The organism is Aquimarina brevivitae (assembly GCF_004216895.1).
GTDB lineage: Bacteria > Bacteroidota > Bacteroidia > Flavobacteriales > Flavobacteriaceae > Aquimarina > Aquimarina brevivitae.
In genome coordinates this window covers 357,268-374,443 of record NZ_SGXE01000001.1, presented here as the reverse complement: position 1 = coordinate 374,443, position 17,176 = coordinate 357,268, and the positions used below count along the sequence as shown (strand labels likewise).

At 35.8% G+C, this 17,176-nt stretch carries 16 protein-coding genes and 1 tRNA gene; 11 read left to right on the top strand and 6 right to left on the bottom strand.

Going from position 1 to position 17,176, the window contains the following annotated elements:
- Nucleotides 1-4 precede the first annotated feature (4 nt).
- From EV197_RS01495 to rseP, 3 genes are all read right to left on the bottom strand, one after another.
- Nucleotides 5-1,285 carry a YaiO family outer membrane beta-barrel protein gene (locus tag EV197_RS01495; RefSeq protein WP_130284967.1) on the bottom strand — a complete coding sequence of 427 codons (1,281 nt, stop codon included), beginning with the start codon at nt 1,283-1,285 and terminating at the stop codon, nt 5-7.
- A 317-nt stretch (nt 1,286-1,602) separates the two neighbouring features.
- Nucleotides 1,603-1,676: transfer RNA gene (locus EV197_RS01490), tRNA-Asn, on the bottom strand.
- Nucleotides 1,677-1,768: 92 nt separating this feature from the next.
- Nucleotides 1,769-3,091 carry an RIP metalloprotease RseP gene (gene rseP / locus EV197_RS01485; RefSeq protein WP_130284966.1) on the bottom strand — a complete coding sequence of 441 codons (1,323 nt, stop codon included), beginning with the start codon at nt 3,089-3,091 and terminating at the stop codon, nt 1,769-1,771.
- Nucleotides 3,092-3,251: 160 nt separating this feature from the next.
- Here rseP and EV197_RS01480 point away from each other — a divergent pair, with 160 nt between their 5' ends.
- The 3 genes from EV197_RS01480 to feoB all read left to right on the top strand — a co-directional run bounded on the left by EV197_RS01480 (nt 3,252) and on the right by feoB (nt 6,410).
- Nucleotides 3,252-3,923, top strand: coding sequence for an SCO family protein (locus EV197_RS01480; RefSeq protein ID WP_130284965.1), 672 nt, complete (start codon nt 3,252-3,254; stop codon nt 3,921-3,923).
- 147 nt (nt 3,924-4,070) lie between these two features.
- Nucleotides 4,071-4,304, top strand: a complete 234-nt coding sequence (locus EV197_RS01475) for a FeoA family protein (protein WP_130284964.1) — start codon at nt 4,071-4,073, stop codon at nt 4,302-4,304.
- A gap of 9 nt (nt 4,305-4,313) precedes the next feature.
- Nucleotides 4,314-6,410, top strand: coding sequence for a ferrous iron transport protein B (gene feoB / locus EV197_RS01470; protein ID WP_130284963.1), 2,097 nt, complete (start codon nt 4,314-4,316; stop codon nt 6,408-6,410).
- 184 nt (nt 6,411-6,594) lie between these two features.
- On the opposite strand, the gene EV197_RS01465 is transcribed toward feoB, so the two are convergent.
- Nucleotides 6,595-7,014 carry a hypothetical protein gene (locus tag EV197_RS01465; protein WP_130284962.1) on the bottom strand — a complete coding sequence of 140 codons (420 nt, stop codon included), beginning with the start codon at nt 7,012-7,014 and terminating at the stop codon, nt 6,595-6,597.
- A gap of 98 nt (nt 7,015-7,112) precedes the next feature.
- Here EV197_RS01465 and crtD point away from each other — a divergent pair, with 98 nt between their 5' ends.
- The 3 genes from crtD to EV197_RS01450 are packed head-to-tail and all read left to right on the top strand — an operon-like array spanning nt 7,113 to nt 10,383.
- The gene (gene crtD / locus EV197_RS01460; protein WP_130284961.1) at nt 7,113-8,582 is read left to right on the top strand and encodes a 1-hydroxycarotenoid 3,4-desaturase CrtD; all 1,470 of its coding nucleotides are present in this window, start codon (nt 7,113-7,115) and stop codon (nt 8,580-8,582) included.
- Nucleotides 8,583-8,593: 11 nt separating this feature from the next.
- A complete protein-coding gene (locus tag EV197_RS01455; RefSeq protein WP_165388971.1) occupies nt 8,594-9,220 on the top strand; it encodes a carotenoid biosynthesis protein in 627 nt (208 codons plus the stop codon).
- Nucleotides 9,217-10,383 (top strand): lycopene cyclase family protein, encoded by a 1,167-nt coding sequence (locus EV197_RS01450; protein WP_130284959.1) that lies wholly within the window; start codon nt 9,217-9,219, stop codon nt 10,381-10,383. The genes EV197_RS01455 and EV197_RS01450 overlap by 4 nt, the downstream gene beginning before the upstream one ends.
- Before the next feature lie 20 nt (nt 10,384-10,403).
- Here the strand turns inward: EV197_RS01450 and EV197_RS01445 are convergent, their stop codons facing one another.
- On the bottom strand, nt 10,404-11,138 hold the full coding sequence (locus EV197_RS01445) for a tellurite resistance TerB family protein (RefSeq protein ID WP_130284958.1): 735 nt from the start codon (nt 11,136-11,138) through the stop codon (nt 10,404-10,406).
- A 207-nt stretch (nt 11,139-11,345) separates the two neighbouring features.
- Between EV197_RS01445 and EV197_RS01440 the strand changes: the two genes are divergently transcribed.
- The 4 genes from EV197_RS01440 to EV197_RS01425 all read left to right on the top strand — a co-directional run bounded on the left by EV197_RS01440 (nt 11,346) and on the right by EV197_RS01425 (nt 14,360).
- On the top strand, nt 11,346-11,756 hold the full coding sequence (locus EV197_RS01440) for a BrxA/BrxB family bacilliredoxin (protein WP_130284957.1): 411 nt from the start codon (nt 11,346-11,348) through the stop codon (nt 11,754-11,756).
- 204 nt (nt 11,757-11,960) lie between these two features.
- Nucleotides 11,961-12,701, top strand: a complete 741-nt coding sequence (locus EV197_RS01435) for a lysophospholipid acyltransferase family protein (protein ID WP_130284956.1) — start codon at nt 11,961-11,963, stop codon at nt 12,699-12,701.
- Between the two features lie 3 nt (nt 12,702-12,704).
- On the top strand, nt 12,705-13,700 hold the full coding sequence (locus EV197_RS01430; protein WP_130284955.1) for an acyl-ACP desaturase: 996 nt from the start codon (nt 12,705-12,707) through the stop codon (nt 13,698-13,700).
- A 6-nt stretch (nt 13,701-13,706) separates the two neighbouring features.
- Complete coding sequence (locus tag EV197_RS01425; protein ID WP_130284954.1) at nt 13,707-14,360, top strand: HD domain-containing protein; 654 nt, start codon at nt 13,707-13,709, stop codon at nt 14,358-14,360.
- 325 nt (nt 14,361-14,685) lie between these two features.
- Here the strand turns inward: EV197_RS01425 and EV197_RS01420 are convergent, their stop codons facing one another.
- On the bottom strand, nt 14,686-15,759 hold the full coding sequence (locus EV197_RS01420) for a PA0069 family radical SAM protein (protein ID WP_130284953.1): 1,074 nt from the start codon (nt 15,757-15,759) through the stop codon (nt 14,686-14,688).
- A gap of 263 nt (nt 15,760-16,022) precedes the next feature.
- On the opposite strand from EV197_RS01420, the gene EV197_RS01415 reads away from it, so the two are divergent.
- Nucleotides 16,023-17,099 (top strand): isoaspartyl peptidase/L-asparaginase family protein, encoded by a 1,077-nt coding sequence (locus EV197_RS01415; protein ID WP_130284952.1) that lies wholly within the window; start codon nt 16,023-16,025, stop codon nt 17,097-17,099.
- The last annotated feature ends 77 nt before the right edge of the window (nt 17,100-17,176 follow it).

Here is a 17,176-nt window from a genome sequence, read left to right as displayed (position 1 = left end):
AGTGCTAAAAACGATAACTTAGTCCAAGATTACCAGAAAGTTGATTCCCCGTGCGGCCGCCAGTCAGATCTTCATTCAAATAGCTTACACTAAAGGTACCTGCAATTTTTCTAAAGGTTTTATAAATACCTAAGGTCCCATACCAGGCTACCAAGTCAGGATTGGCGTTTACTTGCGTAAATCGTGAGGAGTCATCAGGTGATATTCCGGTTCCAACTCGACCAAAAATATAGTCTTCAGGGTTGTTGAGGTAGTATCTTAGATTGAGTTGATAATTTTGAATAAAATTGTCATCTATCTTAGGTCCTAAGAAGGATCGGGTGTTTATATAAAATCTTCCCACATATTTAGTAAGTCCTATGGTAACAGAGAAAAAGTCATCCGTATCAAAGTCCAAATACCGAAAACCAGTCTCTAATTCGTAACCTTTCCCGATTCCAAAATACCCGGACAAGCTAACGCCATAATTTTGAAAGAAATCAGCATCAGAATAACTCACTTCAGCAAAAGCATAGATACGATCTGTAAAAACAGGGTAAGCCTCTAATTGGTACAACATTCCATCAGTAAAAAAACGATCACTATATGTAGCACGGGCAATAACAGCTGTCAACCCTATGGTTTTTTGATACTCCAAACTTGTGGTGTTCCACGACTGTTGCACAGGGTAGTCATTAAGAAATGAAATTACCTCGTGATTAGCGGATATTTTGTTGGTATAAAGCGCTTTGATCAATTGCTGTAATCTATAATTTTCTTGATCAGAAAACCCTATTTTTCCAATAACCTGCTGTAAGGATTCTTTAGCCGCTTGTGTTTCTTTTAATTGAATATATCGCTCCGTAAATTGTAAATAAAGCGCTACATCTTTTTCATAATAGGGCTCTATTTCTTTTTTATAATTAGATAATTCCTCAACATTTTCAAGGTGGTTGATATGCTGTATCGCTAAGTTTTTAATCTCTGGACGCAAATTAGCTTCGGCCGAACTCAATAAGGTTACAATATCCGTTGTTGCCAAGGTATTGTTTTGGTTAGAGCGATGTAAAAGGCGGACCCTTAATAATCGAGCTTCAGTATACTCAGGAGCAAGACTTATTATCGTATTTGTTTTTTCCAAGGCCTCTTCTAGATTTCCACTTTTTGATAAGGATAATGCTTCCTTAAAAAGCACATCTGTATCTTGGGTAAGTTGAGCATGCAGGGTGTGATCCGGAAAAACTACAAAAAGTACTAATGAAAAATAAAATACTATTGCTTTAGCCTGTTTAGATCGCTGTTCCATAAAAAGGTTTATGTTTTTAAAGTAGTACACTGTTTGATAATACGTGCTATTTTACACTTAAAAATAGGATTTAATCCAATACCTAGGTATGATTTTGAGAAACATTTTATAGACTAACAGAAAACCAAGAACACTAGAAGTTGGAAGAGAGTGGTAAAAATATGAATTAAAACAAAAAAGCCTCAACTTCTTTAAGTTAAGGCTTTATTTTGCTCCCCCTCTTGGGCTCCCTTCGACTGTGCTCAGGATAAACTTCTCGCCCAAAAGAGGCAAAAACAAAAAACGCCATCTTTTCAGATGACGTTTTTTCTTTTAAGCTCCCCCTCTTGGGCTCGAACCAAGGACCCTTTGATTAACAGTCAAATGCTCTAACCAACTGAGCTAAGGAGGAATTTATGTCTGCAAAAAAGAAGTGTTTTTCTCGTTTTGCGAGTGCAAATATAGATTACTTTTTTAAATAGCCAAAAGGTTTTTTAATTTTTTTTAGCTTCCAGTAATCGCTCTATAAATATCATTTCCGTTGGCGAATAATAATAAGGCAATAAGGATTACAAATCCTACTAATTGTGCGTATTCCATAAACTTATCATTAGGTTTACGTCCTGCAATAATCTCATATAATAAAAACATGACATGACCTCCGTCTAAAGCGGGGATGGGCAATATGTTCATGAATGCTAAAATGATTGAAATAAATGCGGTAGTTCCCCAAAACGCTGCCCAGTTCCAGGTTTCTGGAAAAAGATTACCGATGGCAGCAAAACCACCTACTTGTTGCGCTCCTTTTTTGGTAAATACGTATTTAAATTGAGCAACATAATCGTGTAGTGTCCAGTAACCGTAGTCAATACCTTTACTGATACTTTCTCCAAGAGAGTATTCTATGCGCTGTACGGTATAGCTAGTTATAGGGTATACTCCGATAATTCCTTCTTCATCAGGTTGTACGTTGATGAGTTTCTCTTCTCCATCACGCAGTATTTTTAAGGATAAAGCAGCATTAGTTGTGTCTTGCGCTTTTAAACGTTGAAATTCATTCCAATAAGATATGGAAGCTCCGTTAACGGCTAGTATTTTATCGCCTTTAGTTATTCCTGATTGTGCAGCAGGTGTGTCCGCAACTACACTATCAATGACTGGTTGTGTAATTGGGTATAGCGGTTGTAATACGCCAGACTCAAACATTATGGTTCCAATGTTTTCGGGTATAGTAAGCTTTTCTTTATTACCATTTTGATGGAGAACAGTTACAGTATTGATATCCCTAAGAAATAAGTGTTTATTGATATCGGTAGCATTTTCAAGTTCTTTGTCATTAACCTTTAGAATTCGATCTCCATTTTCAAATCCATATTTCTTAAAAGACTGATCTACATAAAATCCATCGGGCATATCTTCTGCACCAATTTGAACAGTACCCCAAGTAAATACTATGGCCATATAAATGACAAAGCCAACGATAATATTTACCGTTACACCGCCAAGCATAATAATTAAACGCTGCCAGGCTGGTTTGGATCTAAATTCCCACGGCTGTGGTGGAGCAGCCATTTGCTCTTTGTCCATACTCTCATCTATCATTCCGGAGATTTTAACATATCCTCCCAGAGGCAGCCAACCGATACCATAGACCGTTTCACCAATTTTCTTTTTAAATAACGCAAACTTTACATCAAAAAAGAGAAAGAATTTCTCTACGCGCGTTTTAAATAATTTTGCGGGTATAAAATGTCCCAATTCGTGTAATACGATTAGGAGCGATAAGCTTAATAATAATTGTAGTGCCTTTACCAAAAATGGACTCATAGGTTTTTCTTCAAAATTAAATCACGCAAAAGTAATCTTTTAGACCAGTTTATAAAAGAAATCATTGCTCATATACTGGGATTTAGTATTTTTTTAAATCAATATGGGATATAAAAAGCTATACTTGTATTTTTGCAGCAGCTATAATTCATATACTCAAATGCTTAAATTTTTTGCGAAATACAAGTTTCTGGCGGTGGTAATGTTGGTGTTATCGGTGGTTATTGTATCCATAATGTATAGCATATTGAAACCAAATCCGACCTTACCAATTTATGAACCTGATATGGTAAATTTGGAACTAGTAGATAGTACGGTGCAGCACGTTAGAAAATATCATAAGATTAAAGATTTTGAATTGGTTAATCAAAATGGAAAAACGATTACCCAAAAAGATTACCAAAATAAGATTTACGTAGCGGATTTCTTTTTTACGACCTGCCAAACCATTTGCCCCATTATGACGGATCATATGGTACAAATACAAGAACGATTAGACAAGCAAAACGATACTACGGTCTATTTAATTTCTCACAGTGTAACACCAACTATAGATACACCAGAACGTTTAAAAGCCTACGCAATCCAAAAAGGAGTAGATGATCAACGCTGGAATTTAGTCACTGGGGATAAAAAACAAATTTATGAACTGGCCAGAAAATCGTATCTCGTCGCAAAATCTGATGGGGATGGAGGACCTTATGATATGATACATACGGAGAATTTTGTATTGGTGGATACAAAAAATCAAATCAGAGGATTTTATGACGGTACGAATCCTGAAGACATTGAGCAGCTTATGGACGATATTGAGCTCTTAAAAACATTATAACTTATTTAATCGACGGGTGCTGATCAGAAATAGGGTGTTATGTTTTGTTAATTAGCAGAACCTTAGTATTATTTTTAGGAGCGATGTTTTTGAGATGATTTTTTTTACCTTACTTTTGTCTAGTTTTAAATTAATCTAAATAAGGATTTGAAAATTACAATCGCAGATTTAAAAAGAGGAGAAAAGGCAAAGATAAAAGACATTACTTCTGATGTCATACCGCTGAAGTTATTAGAAATGGGTTGTTTGCCAGGTAACGAAGTACAGATTGTACAAACAGCACCTTTTCAATGTCCAATGTATCTAAATATCAATGGCAGTCACTTGGCTATTCGTAAGGAAACCGCTGCCCAGATCGAAGTTCAAATTCTGCATCCGTAAACCCTCTGTATGTCTAAGCAAATTAAAGTTTCTCTAATTGGTAATCCTAATACCGGAAAAACATCAGTGTTCAATTTGCTTACCGGACTAAATCAGCAAGTCGGTAATTATCCTGGTATAACTGTCGAAAAAAAGGAAGGAATTTGCAAGCTTTCCCGAGGAGTTAAGGCACATATATTGGATTTACCAGGTACTTATAGTCTTAATGCTTCTTCCCTTGATGAAAATGTAGTTATTGAATTACTCTTAAATAAAAACGACAAAGATTTTCCTGATGTTGCGGTTGTCGTTAGTGATGTTGAAAATCTAAAACGAAATCTTTTACTTTTTACACAAATAAAGGATCTGCATATACCTACCATTTTGGTGATAAATATGGCAGATCGCATGGAACGCAAAGGTATTTCTATCGACGTAGAAGCCTTAGAAAAACTATTGCACACCAAAATAGTATTGGTTAGCGCCCGAAAAAATCAGGGAATTCCTGAATTGAAAGAACTGATTTCTTCCTATGCTTCTCTTTCTAAAACGCCTTGTGTAGATGCATTGACTTTTGCTCCAGATTATTTTGAAAGCTTACAAAAAGCATTTCCGAATCACTCACTATATAAATTGTGGTTAGTGATTACACAGGATGTTAACTTCAGAAAATTCGATAAGCGAGGTATAGAAGAAACTCCAGATTTTAAATTAAAATCTGAAAGTCAGCTGAAGCGAATGCAACAGCAAGAGACGATAAAGCGGTATAAGTTTATCAACGAAACCCTTACAAAAACAGTTACTGTCGATCAGCGTGCAGCTACCGGAATGCGAGAGCGACTAGACAGAATACTTACGCATCGATTTTGGGGTTATTTTATCTTTTTTACTATTCTATTACTCATCTTTCAGGCGATATACGATTGGTCTTCATATCCTATGGATATGATTGATGAAGCCTTTGTATGGATCAGTGAATCTCTAAAAGGAATACTTCCTGCTGGCCCGTTTATGGATTTAATTACCGAAGGGATCATCCCTGGCTTAGGAGGTATTGTCATCTTTATACCCCAGATTGCCTTTTTGTTTCTCTTTATTTCAATACTCGAAGAAAGCGGCTATATGAGTAGAGTAGTTTTCTTGATGGATCGGGTAATGCGTCGCTTTGGATTGAGTGGTAAAAGTGTGGTGCCGTTAGTATCTGGTACTGCGTGCGCTATACCTGCGGTGATGGCGACCAGAAACATTGAAAACTGGAAAGAACGACTAATTACCATCCTGGTGGTGCCCTTTACTACTTGTTCTGCGCGATTGCCTGTATATCTTATTATCATTTCACTCATTATACCCGATAAAAAGGTAGGGTGGATTCTAAGTTATCAGAGTATCGCTTTGATGATCTTATATTTTATTGGTTTTGGAGCAGCGGTAGCTACAGCGTGGCTACTCAATAAATCTTTAAAAATTAAAAGTAAAACCTATTTCGTTATAGAAATGCCAGGGTATAAAGTACCAATGTTTAAGAATGTAGCTATAAACGTTATCGAAAAAACGAAAGCCTTTATTTTTGGTGCAGGAAAAATTATTTTAGCCATTTCTATCATCCTGTGGGTGTTGGCCAGTTTTGGACCAAATGATAAATTCGATAACGCAGAAGAACTTGTTAAAGCTGAATACCCAAATCTTAGCGAACAAGAGTTAGATCGAAAGATCACTTCCACTAAATTGGAATATTCTTTTATAGGTTATGCTGGTAAAGCAATTGAACCTGTGGTAGCTCCTTTGGGCTATGACTGGAAGATTGGTATAGGAATTATCAGCTCTTTTGCAGCAAGAGAAGTATTCGTAGGTACCTTGGCTACAATATATAGTGTAGGAAACGATGATGAAGAAACGATAAAAAATAGAATGGCCGCGGAGCTTAATCCGGTCACCGGGGGTCGACTTTTTAATTTGGCTACAGGTGTTTCCCTATTACTATTTTATGCATTTGCAATGCAATGTATGAGTACCATAGCTATTGTAAAAAGAGAAACAAATGGTTGGAAATGGCCATTAATTCAGTTATCTTTTATGACGGCGATTGCATATCTGGCAGCTCTGCTAGCATATCAATTGCTACAATAATATTTTGTATAAAGCGCGTTATGGAATACGTATTTCAACATATATTAGTACTTGTGGCTTTTATTTTAGCGATCGGCTATATATTCAAAAAGTTTTTTTGGAAGTCCATTGTGAAATCAGGTGATGACACTACTCTTTGTGGTAAAGACGATTGTGGTTGCCACTGATCTAAATTCAGTAAGCACTATTTTATGATAATGTCCAAAGTATAATTAGCCTTGGATATCGGTGATGAAGCCTCAGGATATGGGGAAAGCGAATAGGCTACAACTGTATGTTTCCCGTCTTTACAGACTTCAGAAGTGCGCTCAGGATTAATACTCTTTACACCGAAGACTAGCATTTTTTCCTCAAGCAATTCATCGTTTTCAAAAATCTTAATTTTTGCTTTTGCCTGTCCTTCCCAAATACATTCTACTCCAGTAGGACATCGAGAATCCTCAAGCACATCAATAAATTGTATGCTTTTTTGGCCCAGGGTAACTTTTTGGCCTAAAGGTAGTTTGGTGATTATTTTAGGTGCAGGTACTACATCATCAGTACTAGTATCTTGAGCATATGTAACGCCAACCGTAAATAAAACGAAAACGAGTAACCTAATCATAAGACAATATTTTGTTTGTTAAAGATATATAAAAAACCATACCAAACTTAATCAAAATAGGAGCAGCTCAAAATTTTAAACTTATCTTTAACCCGCATATGGAACGTAAAAAAGCAGTCATTATTGGAGCAGGTATTGCAGGGTTGGCTACAGCTGTGCGATTAACAAAATTAGGTTACGCTGTCGAAGTATTTGAGGCTAACAGTTATCCAGGAGGTAAATTATCAGAAATTAGAATCGGGGAGTATCGTTTTGATGCTGGCCCTTCACTATTTACAATGCCACAATTTGTGGAAGAGTTGTTTACTGTTGCAGATGTTGATATAAGTTCCTTTTTTGCCTATGACAAAAAGGAAATTGTTTGCCAATATTTTTATGAAGACGGTACGCGATTTACCGCCTATGCGGATCAAGAATTGTTTGCCAAAGCTGCTGAAAAATCCTTTGATGTAAAGGCACAAGATATTCTTGATTATTTCAATAAGTCCAAAAGAAAATATAACCTTACGGCATCACTTTTTTTAGAAAAATCCCTGCACAAAGCGTCAACGTATCTATCCGCTGATACCATTAAGGCTATACTTAATATTGGTAGTTTGGATATCAATTCCACCTTGGATGCGGTGAACAGAAAATCATTTTCCGACCCAAATTTGATTCAACTTTTCAATCGTTTTGCTACGTATAATGGATCTTCGCCTTACAAAACACCAGGTATTATGTCTATGATACCACATTTAGAGCAGTATTTTGGTATGTTTTTGCCAAAAGGAGGGATGTATAGCATAACCCAATCAATTTATGAATTGGCCAAAACGCTTGGGGTTAGATTCAATTTTAATACTGTAGTTGATCGTATTTTAATAACGAATGGCAAAGCAACAGGTGTTGCAATTGGCTCAAAGGAGGTAGATGCTGATGTTGTTGTTTCTAATATGGACATTGTACCTACTTATAAGAAATTACTAGCTGATCAAAAACAACCCGACAAAGTATTGAATCAGGCAAGATCGAGCTCAGCTCTAATCTTTTATTGGGGTATAAAGAAGACCTTTGAATCTCTTGATTTGCATAATATCTTTTTTTCAGCGAACTATAAGAAGGAGTTCGATGCTATTTTTAAGGACAATACTGTAGACGATGATCCAACCGTTTACATCAACATTACCTCAAAATATGAAGAGAATGACGCTCCTAAGGGTTGCGAAAATTGGTTTGTAATGATAAACGTGCCCGGTAATACCGGTCAGGATTGGGATCAAATTATTGAACAATCGCGCAAAAATATTATCACTAAAATATCTAAGATCTTAAATACGGATATAGCGCCACTAATTGAAGTTGAGGAGTTATTAGATCCACGTAAGATAGAGCGTAAAACAAAATCTTATCAGGGCTCTTTATATGGGGCGTCTAGTAATGACAAATTTGCGGCATTTTTAAGACACCCTAATTTTTCTTCAACCATTGATGATTTATATTTTTGTGGTGGTAGTGTACATCCTGGGGGAGGCATCCCACTATGTTTATTATCCGCAAAAATTGTCTCAGATCTAGTCCAATCATAATCGGAAAATATATGCGTTCAGATAAAAAATTAAGAATTTCCATTATAACAGTTTGGTTGTTTACCATATCTGGAGTTATCGGTATTGCTACTGGCTTTGAAACCCAATTTCTGTCGTTGACAGCTTTGCATCTTTTAGTATATCTTTTTTTAATTCTTTGGAATGCCACAGCATGGTCCAAAACCGCGATCAATCTTTTATTACCATTCTTAGTGGGTATTTTTGTCGAATTTCTGGGTGTAAACTATGGTTTAATTTTTGGAGAATATGCCTACGGTGCTAATCTGGGGTATAAGGTTTTAGGCGTTCCCATACTTATAGGGGTTAATTGGGCGATTTTAGTATACTGTTCCGCTGCTATTGCTAAAAGAATTTGCCCAGGATGGATTAGTTGTGCGATCATTGCTGCTATAATGATGGTTTTTCTTGATCTAATAATCGAAATCTCAGCGCCTAGATTCGATTTTTGGGAATTCAAAAACGGTGTTGTTCCTATACAGAACTATATAGGTTGGTTTATTGTAGCGATAGGCATCCATTTGGTTTATCAGAAGTTGCAGCGACAGTTTAACTTTGCATTAGCACTTCATATTTTTATGGCTATAGCATTATTTTTTGCTTCATTTTTATACTTATGATTAAAAATTTCGATTATATCATATCAGGAAGCGGTGCTGCAGGGCTTATGTTGGCGTATCGAATGATCGGTGACCGCTTTTTTGAGGACAAGAAAATCTTATTACTAGATTCTCAAGAAAAAGATAAAGATGACAGAACCTGGTGCTTTTGGGATTCCAAGAGTGGACCTTTTGAGGATATCGTAAGTAAAAACTGGGACTACATAAATTTTAAAAGCGATCAGCTCGATAAACGGTTTGACATAAGACCATTTTCTTATAAGCATATTTCTAGCTTAGATTTTTATGAAAAGACGCTCGCTGTAATTAAGTCATCTCCTCAAATTACTCAACAATATGAACGAGTAGAAGATATACAAGATCAAGGAAGTTTTGTAGAAGTAATCACCAATAAAGAAAAGTACAAAGCAACTAAGGTAATTAATAGTATTCCATTTGATCAAGAGTTTAATAGTAGTAAACGATACCCCTTATTACAACAACATTTCATAGGGTGGTTTGTAAAAACTTCATCCCCTCAATTCGATGACTCCGTTGCTACTTTTATGGATTTTTCGATACCCCAAAGCGGTAACACGCGCTTTATTTATGTTTTGCCATTTGCAAAAGATATGGCACTCATAGAATACACACTTTTTTCAAAGGAGCTATTAAGTAAAGAAGAGTATGAAGAGGGTATAAAAGCATATTTAGCTCAACTGGGAATTGAGGATTATGAAATTGTAAGAAAAGAAGGGGGTTGTATACCGATGTCTTGCTATAAATTTTGGAAAAATAACAGTGACAATATTTTACATATTGGCACCGCAGGGGGATGGACTAAGGCAAGTACGGGGTATACCTTTAGGAATACAATTAAGAAAACATCACAACTGATTCCTTTTATCAAATCAGAAAAGCCACTGCGTAAATTTGTTTCAAAAAACAGATTCTGGTTTTATGACTTATTATTCTTAGACTATTTGTATGCTAATAATAGCAAGGGGGGTATGGTGTTTTCTCGGATGTTCGAAAAAAATCATTCTTCTTTGATTTTTAGATTTTTAGATGAAGAGACTAGCTTTATAGAAGAACTAAAGATTATGAGCAGTATGCCAACGTTTACATTTACCAAGCTTTTTTTCAAAAGAGTATGGAGTGAATTAGTTACTGCTAAAAAATAGAATTTTTTTGACTCAACTAATTACGAAAAACCCCTTTCTTTTCGGATTTGCTCGTAAGCTTCTTGTACGGCTCTAAATTTTTCTTCAGCACCTTTTTTATAAGCGTCATCCATTTGTTGAAGTTTATCTGGATGATACTTTTTTGCCATTGTTCTATAGGCTTTTTTTATCTCAGCGTCGGAAGCCGATTTTTCAATTTCTAATATTTTATAATAGTGGTCTCCTGTTCTAAAGAACATCGCTTTAATACTTTCAAAATCTTTGAAATTAATTCTTAAAAATCCTGCGATGCGTTCTATCTCGTTAGCTTCAGCAGTACTTACCTGACCATCGGCATTAGCAATCCCAAATAAAAAGTGTAGAATCTGTAATCTGGTTGCATAACGTGTATGTTGATTGATGACCATACATATCCTAGCTGCATTGACTTGTCTGTTTTTTATAATTTCATTAAAAGTTCTAAAAGTTGCATTGGCCCGGTCCTTACCATAGGCATTTACAAAATACTGCCGCACATAGTCTAATTCTGTTTGGTTAATGTGGCCATCCGCTTTTATCACAATTGAGGAAAGGGATAGTAGATTTAACTCAAAATCTCGGGGAGTTACTTGTTGTTTTGTCGCAAAGGTTTGTTTTATTGTTTTGGATTTACCGCTTGTTACGGAGTCTATCAAACTACCTACGATAAATCCCAAAAGTGCTCCTGGAAACCTAAAAAAAGAATACCCAACTATGGCGGCGAACCATTTTATCATAAATCAATCAATTAAGCGGCAAAGATACTAGTTATAAAAAAAATAAGTAGTGTCACCTTTGTATAAGTAGATTTAATACAATATTTGTTACTAAACTAGAAAAATTGTCAGGTTTTCCATTTTTAACAGACAAAATTAGTAAGCCTCGTATAATGGTATGATATTCGTATCTTTATCAAAAATTGTAACACGAAAAATAAAGAAAATATGTATCCAGCAGAATTGGTAAAACCTATGAGAGAGGATCTGACTAGTATAGGTTTTCAAGAATTACATACAGAAGAAGAAGTTGATCAAGCAATAACTAAAAAGGGAACTACCCTAGTTGTAGTAAACTCTGTTTGCGGATGTGCTGCAGCAAATGCTAGACCAGGTGCTAAGTACTCCTTAGATAATGAGAAAAGGCCAGATAACCTAGTGACTGTTTTTGCTGGGGTAGATAGAGAAGCAACAGATAAGGCGAGATCTTACATGGTGCCATTTCCACCTTCTTCTCCTTCTATGGCCTTATTTAAGGACGGTGAATTAGTACATATGTTAGAAAGACACCATATTGAGGGAAGACCTGCGGAAATGATTGCAGAAAACCTGAAAGATGCTTATAACGATCACTGTTAAGTAATTTAGTATAGATAAGCCGCCTTTTTGGCGGCTTTTTTTATGTCAGTGCTTACTTGAAAATGTACGAATGCTCATCATTTTTACGGATACTATTCTTGCATAGTAATTTATCCGAATTTGCATTGGTTAACTTAAAATATTGTAAGACCTTGCAGCTTCTTTTTTAGTTGAGAAAAGTAAAATTTCACAAATCAAATAAAGGTGCTTAAAAAACTCATTTCATATCCATTTAGTATTCTATTTTATCTGGTATTTGGTCTAATTCTGGTAGTCTTTCACCCTTTGCAATGGCTTGCCTTACAATTAGGAGGTCGATCAGCCCATAACACCGTGGTAAATTATTTAAATCTATCCATTTTAGGGAGTCTTAGCCTTTTGGGAGTCTATATAAGTTTTCGCAAAAAATTTGTTATTCCTCAAGGAAAACCTTTAATTATTGTATCGAATCATCAAAGTATGTTTGATATTCCGTTAATTACCTGGGCACTTCGAAAGCATTACCCTAAATTTATATCAAAAATAGAATTAGGAAAAGGCATTCCAAGTATTTCATTTAATCTTAGGCACGGAGGTAATGCCTTGATTGATCGCAAAAACCCAAAGCAATCCATACCAGAGTTGATTAGGTTTTCCAATTACGTTAAAGAGCATAAGTATGCGGCTGTTATTTTTCCTGAAGGTACCCGAAGCAGAAACGGTCAGCCTAAAAATTTTGCGGGCACAGGGCTCAAGGTACTTTTTAAACATATACCTGATGCGGTGGTGGTACCGGTGGCTATAAATAATAGCTGGAAACTATTGCGTTATGGTAATTTTCCGATGGGTATTGGCATACATTTAACCCTAACGATTGAAGAACCTATAGCGGTAAGTGAATTGTCACCAGATCATTTGATAGAAAACATACAACAAAAAATCACACAGAACATTATAAAAAAATAAGTTATGGCTTTAGATAATATTCGATTAGAAGTAATGACCTTACTAGAAAAAAAGGTGGATGATTATATAGAGGAGTTCCTCATTCCTGTAGACAAAATTTGGCAGCCTACAGATTTTTTACCGGACTCTCAAAATGAAGAAACTTTTTTTGAAGAGGTTAAAGAACTCCGAGAACTTGCTAAAGAGTTACCCTATGACTTTTGGGTAGTTTTGGTTGGAGATACCATAACAGAAGAAGCCCTGCCAACATATGAGTCGTGGTTGATGGATGTGGAAGGAATCAATCAGCAAGAAGGTGGCAACGCCTGGTCTCGATGGACCCGCTACTGGACAGGAGAAGAAAACAGACATGGAGATGTGCTCAATAAATACCTTTACCTATCTGGTAGAGTAAATATGAAGGAGATTGAACGAACAACTCAACACTTGATAGCCGATGGTTTTGATATTGGTACAGATCAGGACCCTTATAAGAACTTTGTATATACTAGTTTTCAGGAGTTAGCAACGTATATTTCGCATAATCGCGTTGCCAAGTTGGCTAGAGAGTATTCTAATAAATCTTTAGCTAAAATGTGTAAAATTATTTCAGGGGATGAAATGCGTCATTATAATGCCTATAGCGAGTTTGTGCGTAGTATTTTTGAGGTTGACCCTAGTCAAATGATGATTGCATTTAGCGATATGATGAAAAAGAAAATTGTTATGCCAGCACATTTTTTGAGAGAATCTGGTCAAAGTATAGGGTCTGCTTTTGAAGAATTTTCTTATGCAGCACAGCGCTTAGGGGTGTATACTTCTCAAGACTACATAGATATCATGAAAAAGCTTATTGATAAATGGAATATTGATAAGTTAACAGATCTAAACGATGAAGCAGAAAAAGCAAGAGATTTTGTAATGAAGTTACCTGCAAGAATGCAGCGAATCAATGAACGTTTAGTAATACCTAAGGATGTATTTCAATTTAAATGGGTGGAACCTGCTTTAATAAAATAGAAGTTTATGAAAAATTCGGACTTCATTGAAGTAACGATTGCTTTTGTAAAAAAAACGCTTAAAGATGCTGAAGGAGGTCACGATTGGTTTCATACGGAACGCGTATATAAAAATGCGCTTGTGATTGCTAGTAAAGAAAAAGTAGATCCACTGGTGGTAGCATTAGCTGCGCTACTACACGATATTGCTGATGCTAAATTTAATGATGGTGATGAATCTGTTGGTCCTGCGATGGCCAAGGATTTTTTAACCAAAATAGGCGTACACCATTCCATTGTAGATCATGTAGTAAGAATTATTGAAAACGTTTCTTTTAAGGGAGGCAACTTTACCACTTCATTTACATCCAAAGAATTACAGGTAGTGCAAGATGCAGATCGATTAGATGCGATAGGAGCTATTGGTATTGCCCGTTGTTTTAACTATGGTGGGTTTAAAAATAGGCCTTTGTATGACCCACAAATTCCACCAAATTTATCGATGTCTAAAGAAGAGTACAAGCGCTCAAAAGCGCCAACAATCAATCATTTTTACGAAAAATTACTGTTGCTCAAAGATAAAATGAATACGGATACTGCAAAGGCAATTGCTGAAGAACGGCACCTGTTTATGGAATCCTTTTTAGCACAGTTCTACAAAGAATGGGAAGGCAAACCATAAGCATTCTTAAAGGCGTTACGCCTATGCGGATAATAGTACACTTAAAATGAACAGCTTTAATTAACTAAACAAATAAGTTTGCAACCGTATCTACGGCCAGTGTAATGTAACGAATGATTAATTCTAAAATTATTTTTGCTATGGTAATCATTTATCTTGACTTGTAATGCTAAGTACTTATTTTTAATAGAGATATACAAGACAAGTAGCTAAAATTTAGGAATAAATTAGTTTTTTATAGTAGTTATTCTTTTGACAAACAATGGTTTGTCAAGTACTTTGACGATGTTTAGTGGTGTTCGTTAATAACCTAAACCTCCAGGTCTCAGAATAGTTTGTATTGATTGTCTTTATGAAATTTGTGGAGCTCACAATTCAATTGAGTTGTTTTGTTCTTAGAAAAATACTTTTTGCGTGCTACTCCAAATAATTGAGCGATTTGATCAGCCAATTCACCACTTCCTTTCATACGTTGACCATAGTTACTATTGTTAAGTTGCCCACCGTGGCATTGTTTAATTTGATTCAAAATCCTTTCTTTTTTATCTGGCATAGTTCGTTGAAGCCAATCCGTAAAGATCGTTCCTATTGCACCGTTTAATCGCACCATTGTATAACCAATTGAATGAGCTCCCCTTATTGAGGTCTCTTTAGCTAGTGCTAGTATTTCGTGACTGTTTAAAGAGGGAATGATAGGTGCCATCATAATGCTTACAGGTATTTGATACGCTGTGAGCACTTCAATGGTTTGTAATTTTTTTTGAACGGATGCAGTTCTGGGTTCTAATAGTCGTCTGGTTTCTTCGGATAAGGAAGTAATGGAGATAATTACACGTATGAGGTTGTCTTTTGCTAAATCTGAAAGGATATCAAGATCACGCTGAATAAGGGCGTTTTTAGTGATGATTCCTACAGGGTGTTTATATTTTAAAAAAAGAGAAAGTAACTTTCTGGTTAGACCTAAGTCCTTTTCTATGGGCTGGTAACAATCGGTATTTCCGGATAAGACAATGGGTTGTGCAATCCACCTTTTACTTTGCAATTTTTTTTCCAATAAGTCTGGCGCATTTCTTTTGACCAAAATTGTACTTTCAAAATCCAAACCAGCATCATATCCCCAATATTCGTGTGAGTTTCGAGCATAACAATACACGCAACCATGTTCACAGCCTTGATATGGATTTAAAGAATAATTCATACCCACATCTGGACTATCAACTCTATTTACAATAGTTTTTGGATAGGTATCTATTAATCTTGTTTTAGTATTTGTAAGTTTTCCATCTTCTAGTAGGGTATGATTTAAGAAATCACTATCTGTTACATTACGGTATTGCTCAAACTTATTAGCGATATGGATTTGTGCTCCTCTTCCTTTTATGGGATCATCATTTTGCATTTGGTATAGGGATTATTGTCTTCTGACAAACTATAGACGTTTAATTCAATTCAAATATAAATGTTTATATAGGAAAAATTCCAAATTAGTATGGAAAAATTCCATAATTTAATTGTATTGAGCTTTGAGAGTTTAAGGTTAATTAATTTTTAAAGCATATCGATACTGAATTAAAAATGGTATTTTTAAACTTCTTTTTTGTAAACATATAGAGTAGTCAGTAGACTTGACCTTTAAAATCTTAAAACAACAAATCATATCTTATGAGAAGTCTTTTTTTAATCATTACGCTTACGCTATTCAGTTATTCTTGTAAACAAGAGTCAGATAAAATATCACAGCAACAGGAAACAGCTGCAGTAGAAAACACTAGATCAAGCGAACCAACATTTGGTTTGGTTATCCATGGAGGAGCTGGCACAATCCTCAAAGAAAATATGACTCCAGAAAAGGAGCAAGCCTACAAAGCCAAATTGAAAGAGGCGATAACTACAGGGCACACCATACTAAAAAATGGAGGGACAAGTTTAGAAGCAGTTCAAAAGACAATAAATATTTTAGAAGATTCTCCTTTGTTTAATGCAGGTAAAGGAGCTGTTTTTACTAGTGAGGGGACTAACGAACTAGATGCTTCAATTATGGATGGTAAGACATTAAATGCAGGTGCTGTAGCTGGTGTTACCACAGTAAAGAATCCAATAAACCTGGCTAATGAGGTAATGATAAATTCTCCCCACGTATTGCTTGCTGGTAAAGGTGCGGAACAATTTGCTGCTCAAAGAGGAGTAGAACAGGTACAACCTGAATATTTTTTTACGCAAGACCGCTTTGATGCCTTACAACGGATTAAGGAAAAAGAAGCTATAGACACCACACAAATGCCGGTTTCTTTTTATGACCCTATCATTAAAAACTCGAAATATGGTACTGTGGGTTGTGTAGCATTAGACCAACAGGGTAATTTGGCAGCTGGTACTTCCACCGGTGGTATGACCAATAAAAAATGGAACCGAATTGGAGATGCACCGCTTATTGGTGCAGGGACGTATGCTAATAATGCTACTTGTGCAGTATCCAGTACTGGATGGGGTGAGTATTTTATAAGAGGACTAGTAGCCTATGATGTAGCTGCAATGATGGAATATAAAGGGATTCCTTTGAAGGGGGCTACGACAGAAGTGATTCAAAAAAAATTAACTGAACTTGGAGGAACAGGAGGGGTTATTGCTATTGATCACCAAGGTAATGTGGCTATGGAATTTAATACGCCGGGCATGTATCGAGCATCCATGAATGCAGCAGGAGAGCTAAACATAGGTATCTATAAAGAACAAGAGTAAATCTAACCCAATAATTTCTTTATTTTTTAGCGGGTTATAAAGCGTGTTTAGGAAGGGTTTTATCTATAATGTAGATG

Excerpts from the sequence above, each read along its gene's own strand:
- EV197_RS01495 (WP_130284967.1), bottom strand. The coding sequence starts at position 1,285 with ATGGAACAGCGATCTAAACAGGCTAAAGCAATAGTATTTTATTTTTCA.
- rseP (WP_130284966.1), bottom strand. The coding sequence starts at position 3,091 with ATGAGTCCATTTTTGGTAAAGGCACTACAATTATTATTAAGCTTATCG.
- EV197_RS01480 (WP_130284965.1), top strand. The coding sequence starts at position 3,252 with ATGCTTAAATTTTTTGCGAAATACAAGTTTCTGGCGGTGGTAATGTTG.
- feoB (WP_130284963.1), top strand. The coding sequence starts at position 4,314 with ATGTCTAAGCAAATTAAAGTTTCTCTAATTGGTAATCCTAATACCGGA.
- EV197_RS01465 (WP_130284962.1), bottom strand. The coding sequence starts at position 7,014 with ATGATTAGGTTACTCGTTTTCGTTTTATTTACGGTTGGCGTTACATAT.
- crtD (WP_130284961.1), top strand. The coding sequence starts at position 7,113 with ATGGAACGTAAAAAAGCAGTCATTATTGGAGCAGGTATTGCAGGGTTG.
- EV197_RS01455 (WP_165388971.1), top strand. The coding sequence starts at position 8,594 with ATGCGTTCAGATAAAAAATTAAGAATTTCCATTATAACAGTTTGGTTG.
- EV197_RS01450 (WP_130284959.1), top strand. The coding sequence starts at position 9,217 with ATGATTAAAAATTTCGATTATATCATATCAGGAAGCGGTGCTGCAGGG.
- EV197_RS01445 (WP_130284958.1), bottom strand. The coding sequence starts at position 11,138 with ATGATAAAATGGTTCGCCGCCATAGTTGGGTATTCTTTTTTTAGGTTT.
- EV197_RS01440 (WP_130284957.1), top strand. The coding sequence starts at position 11,346 with ATGTATCCAGCAGAATTGGTAAAACCTATGAGAGAGGATCTGACTAGT.
- EV197_RS01430 (WP_130284955.1), top strand. The coding sequence starts at position 12,705 with ATGGCTTTAGATAATATTCGATTAGAAGTAATGACCTTACTAGAAAAA.
- EV197_RS01425 (WP_130284954.1), top strand. The coding sequence starts at position 13,707 with ATGAAAAATTCGGACTTCATTGAAGTAACGATTGCTTTTGTAAAAAAA.
- EV197_RS01420 (WP_130284953.1), bottom strand. The coding sequence starts at position 15,759 with ATGCAAAATGATGATCCCATAAAAGGAAGAGGAGCACAAATCCATATC.
- EV197_RS01415 (WP_130284952.1), top strand. The coding sequence starts at position 16,023 with ATGAGAAGTCTTTTTTTAATCATTACGCTTACGCTATTCAGTTATTCT.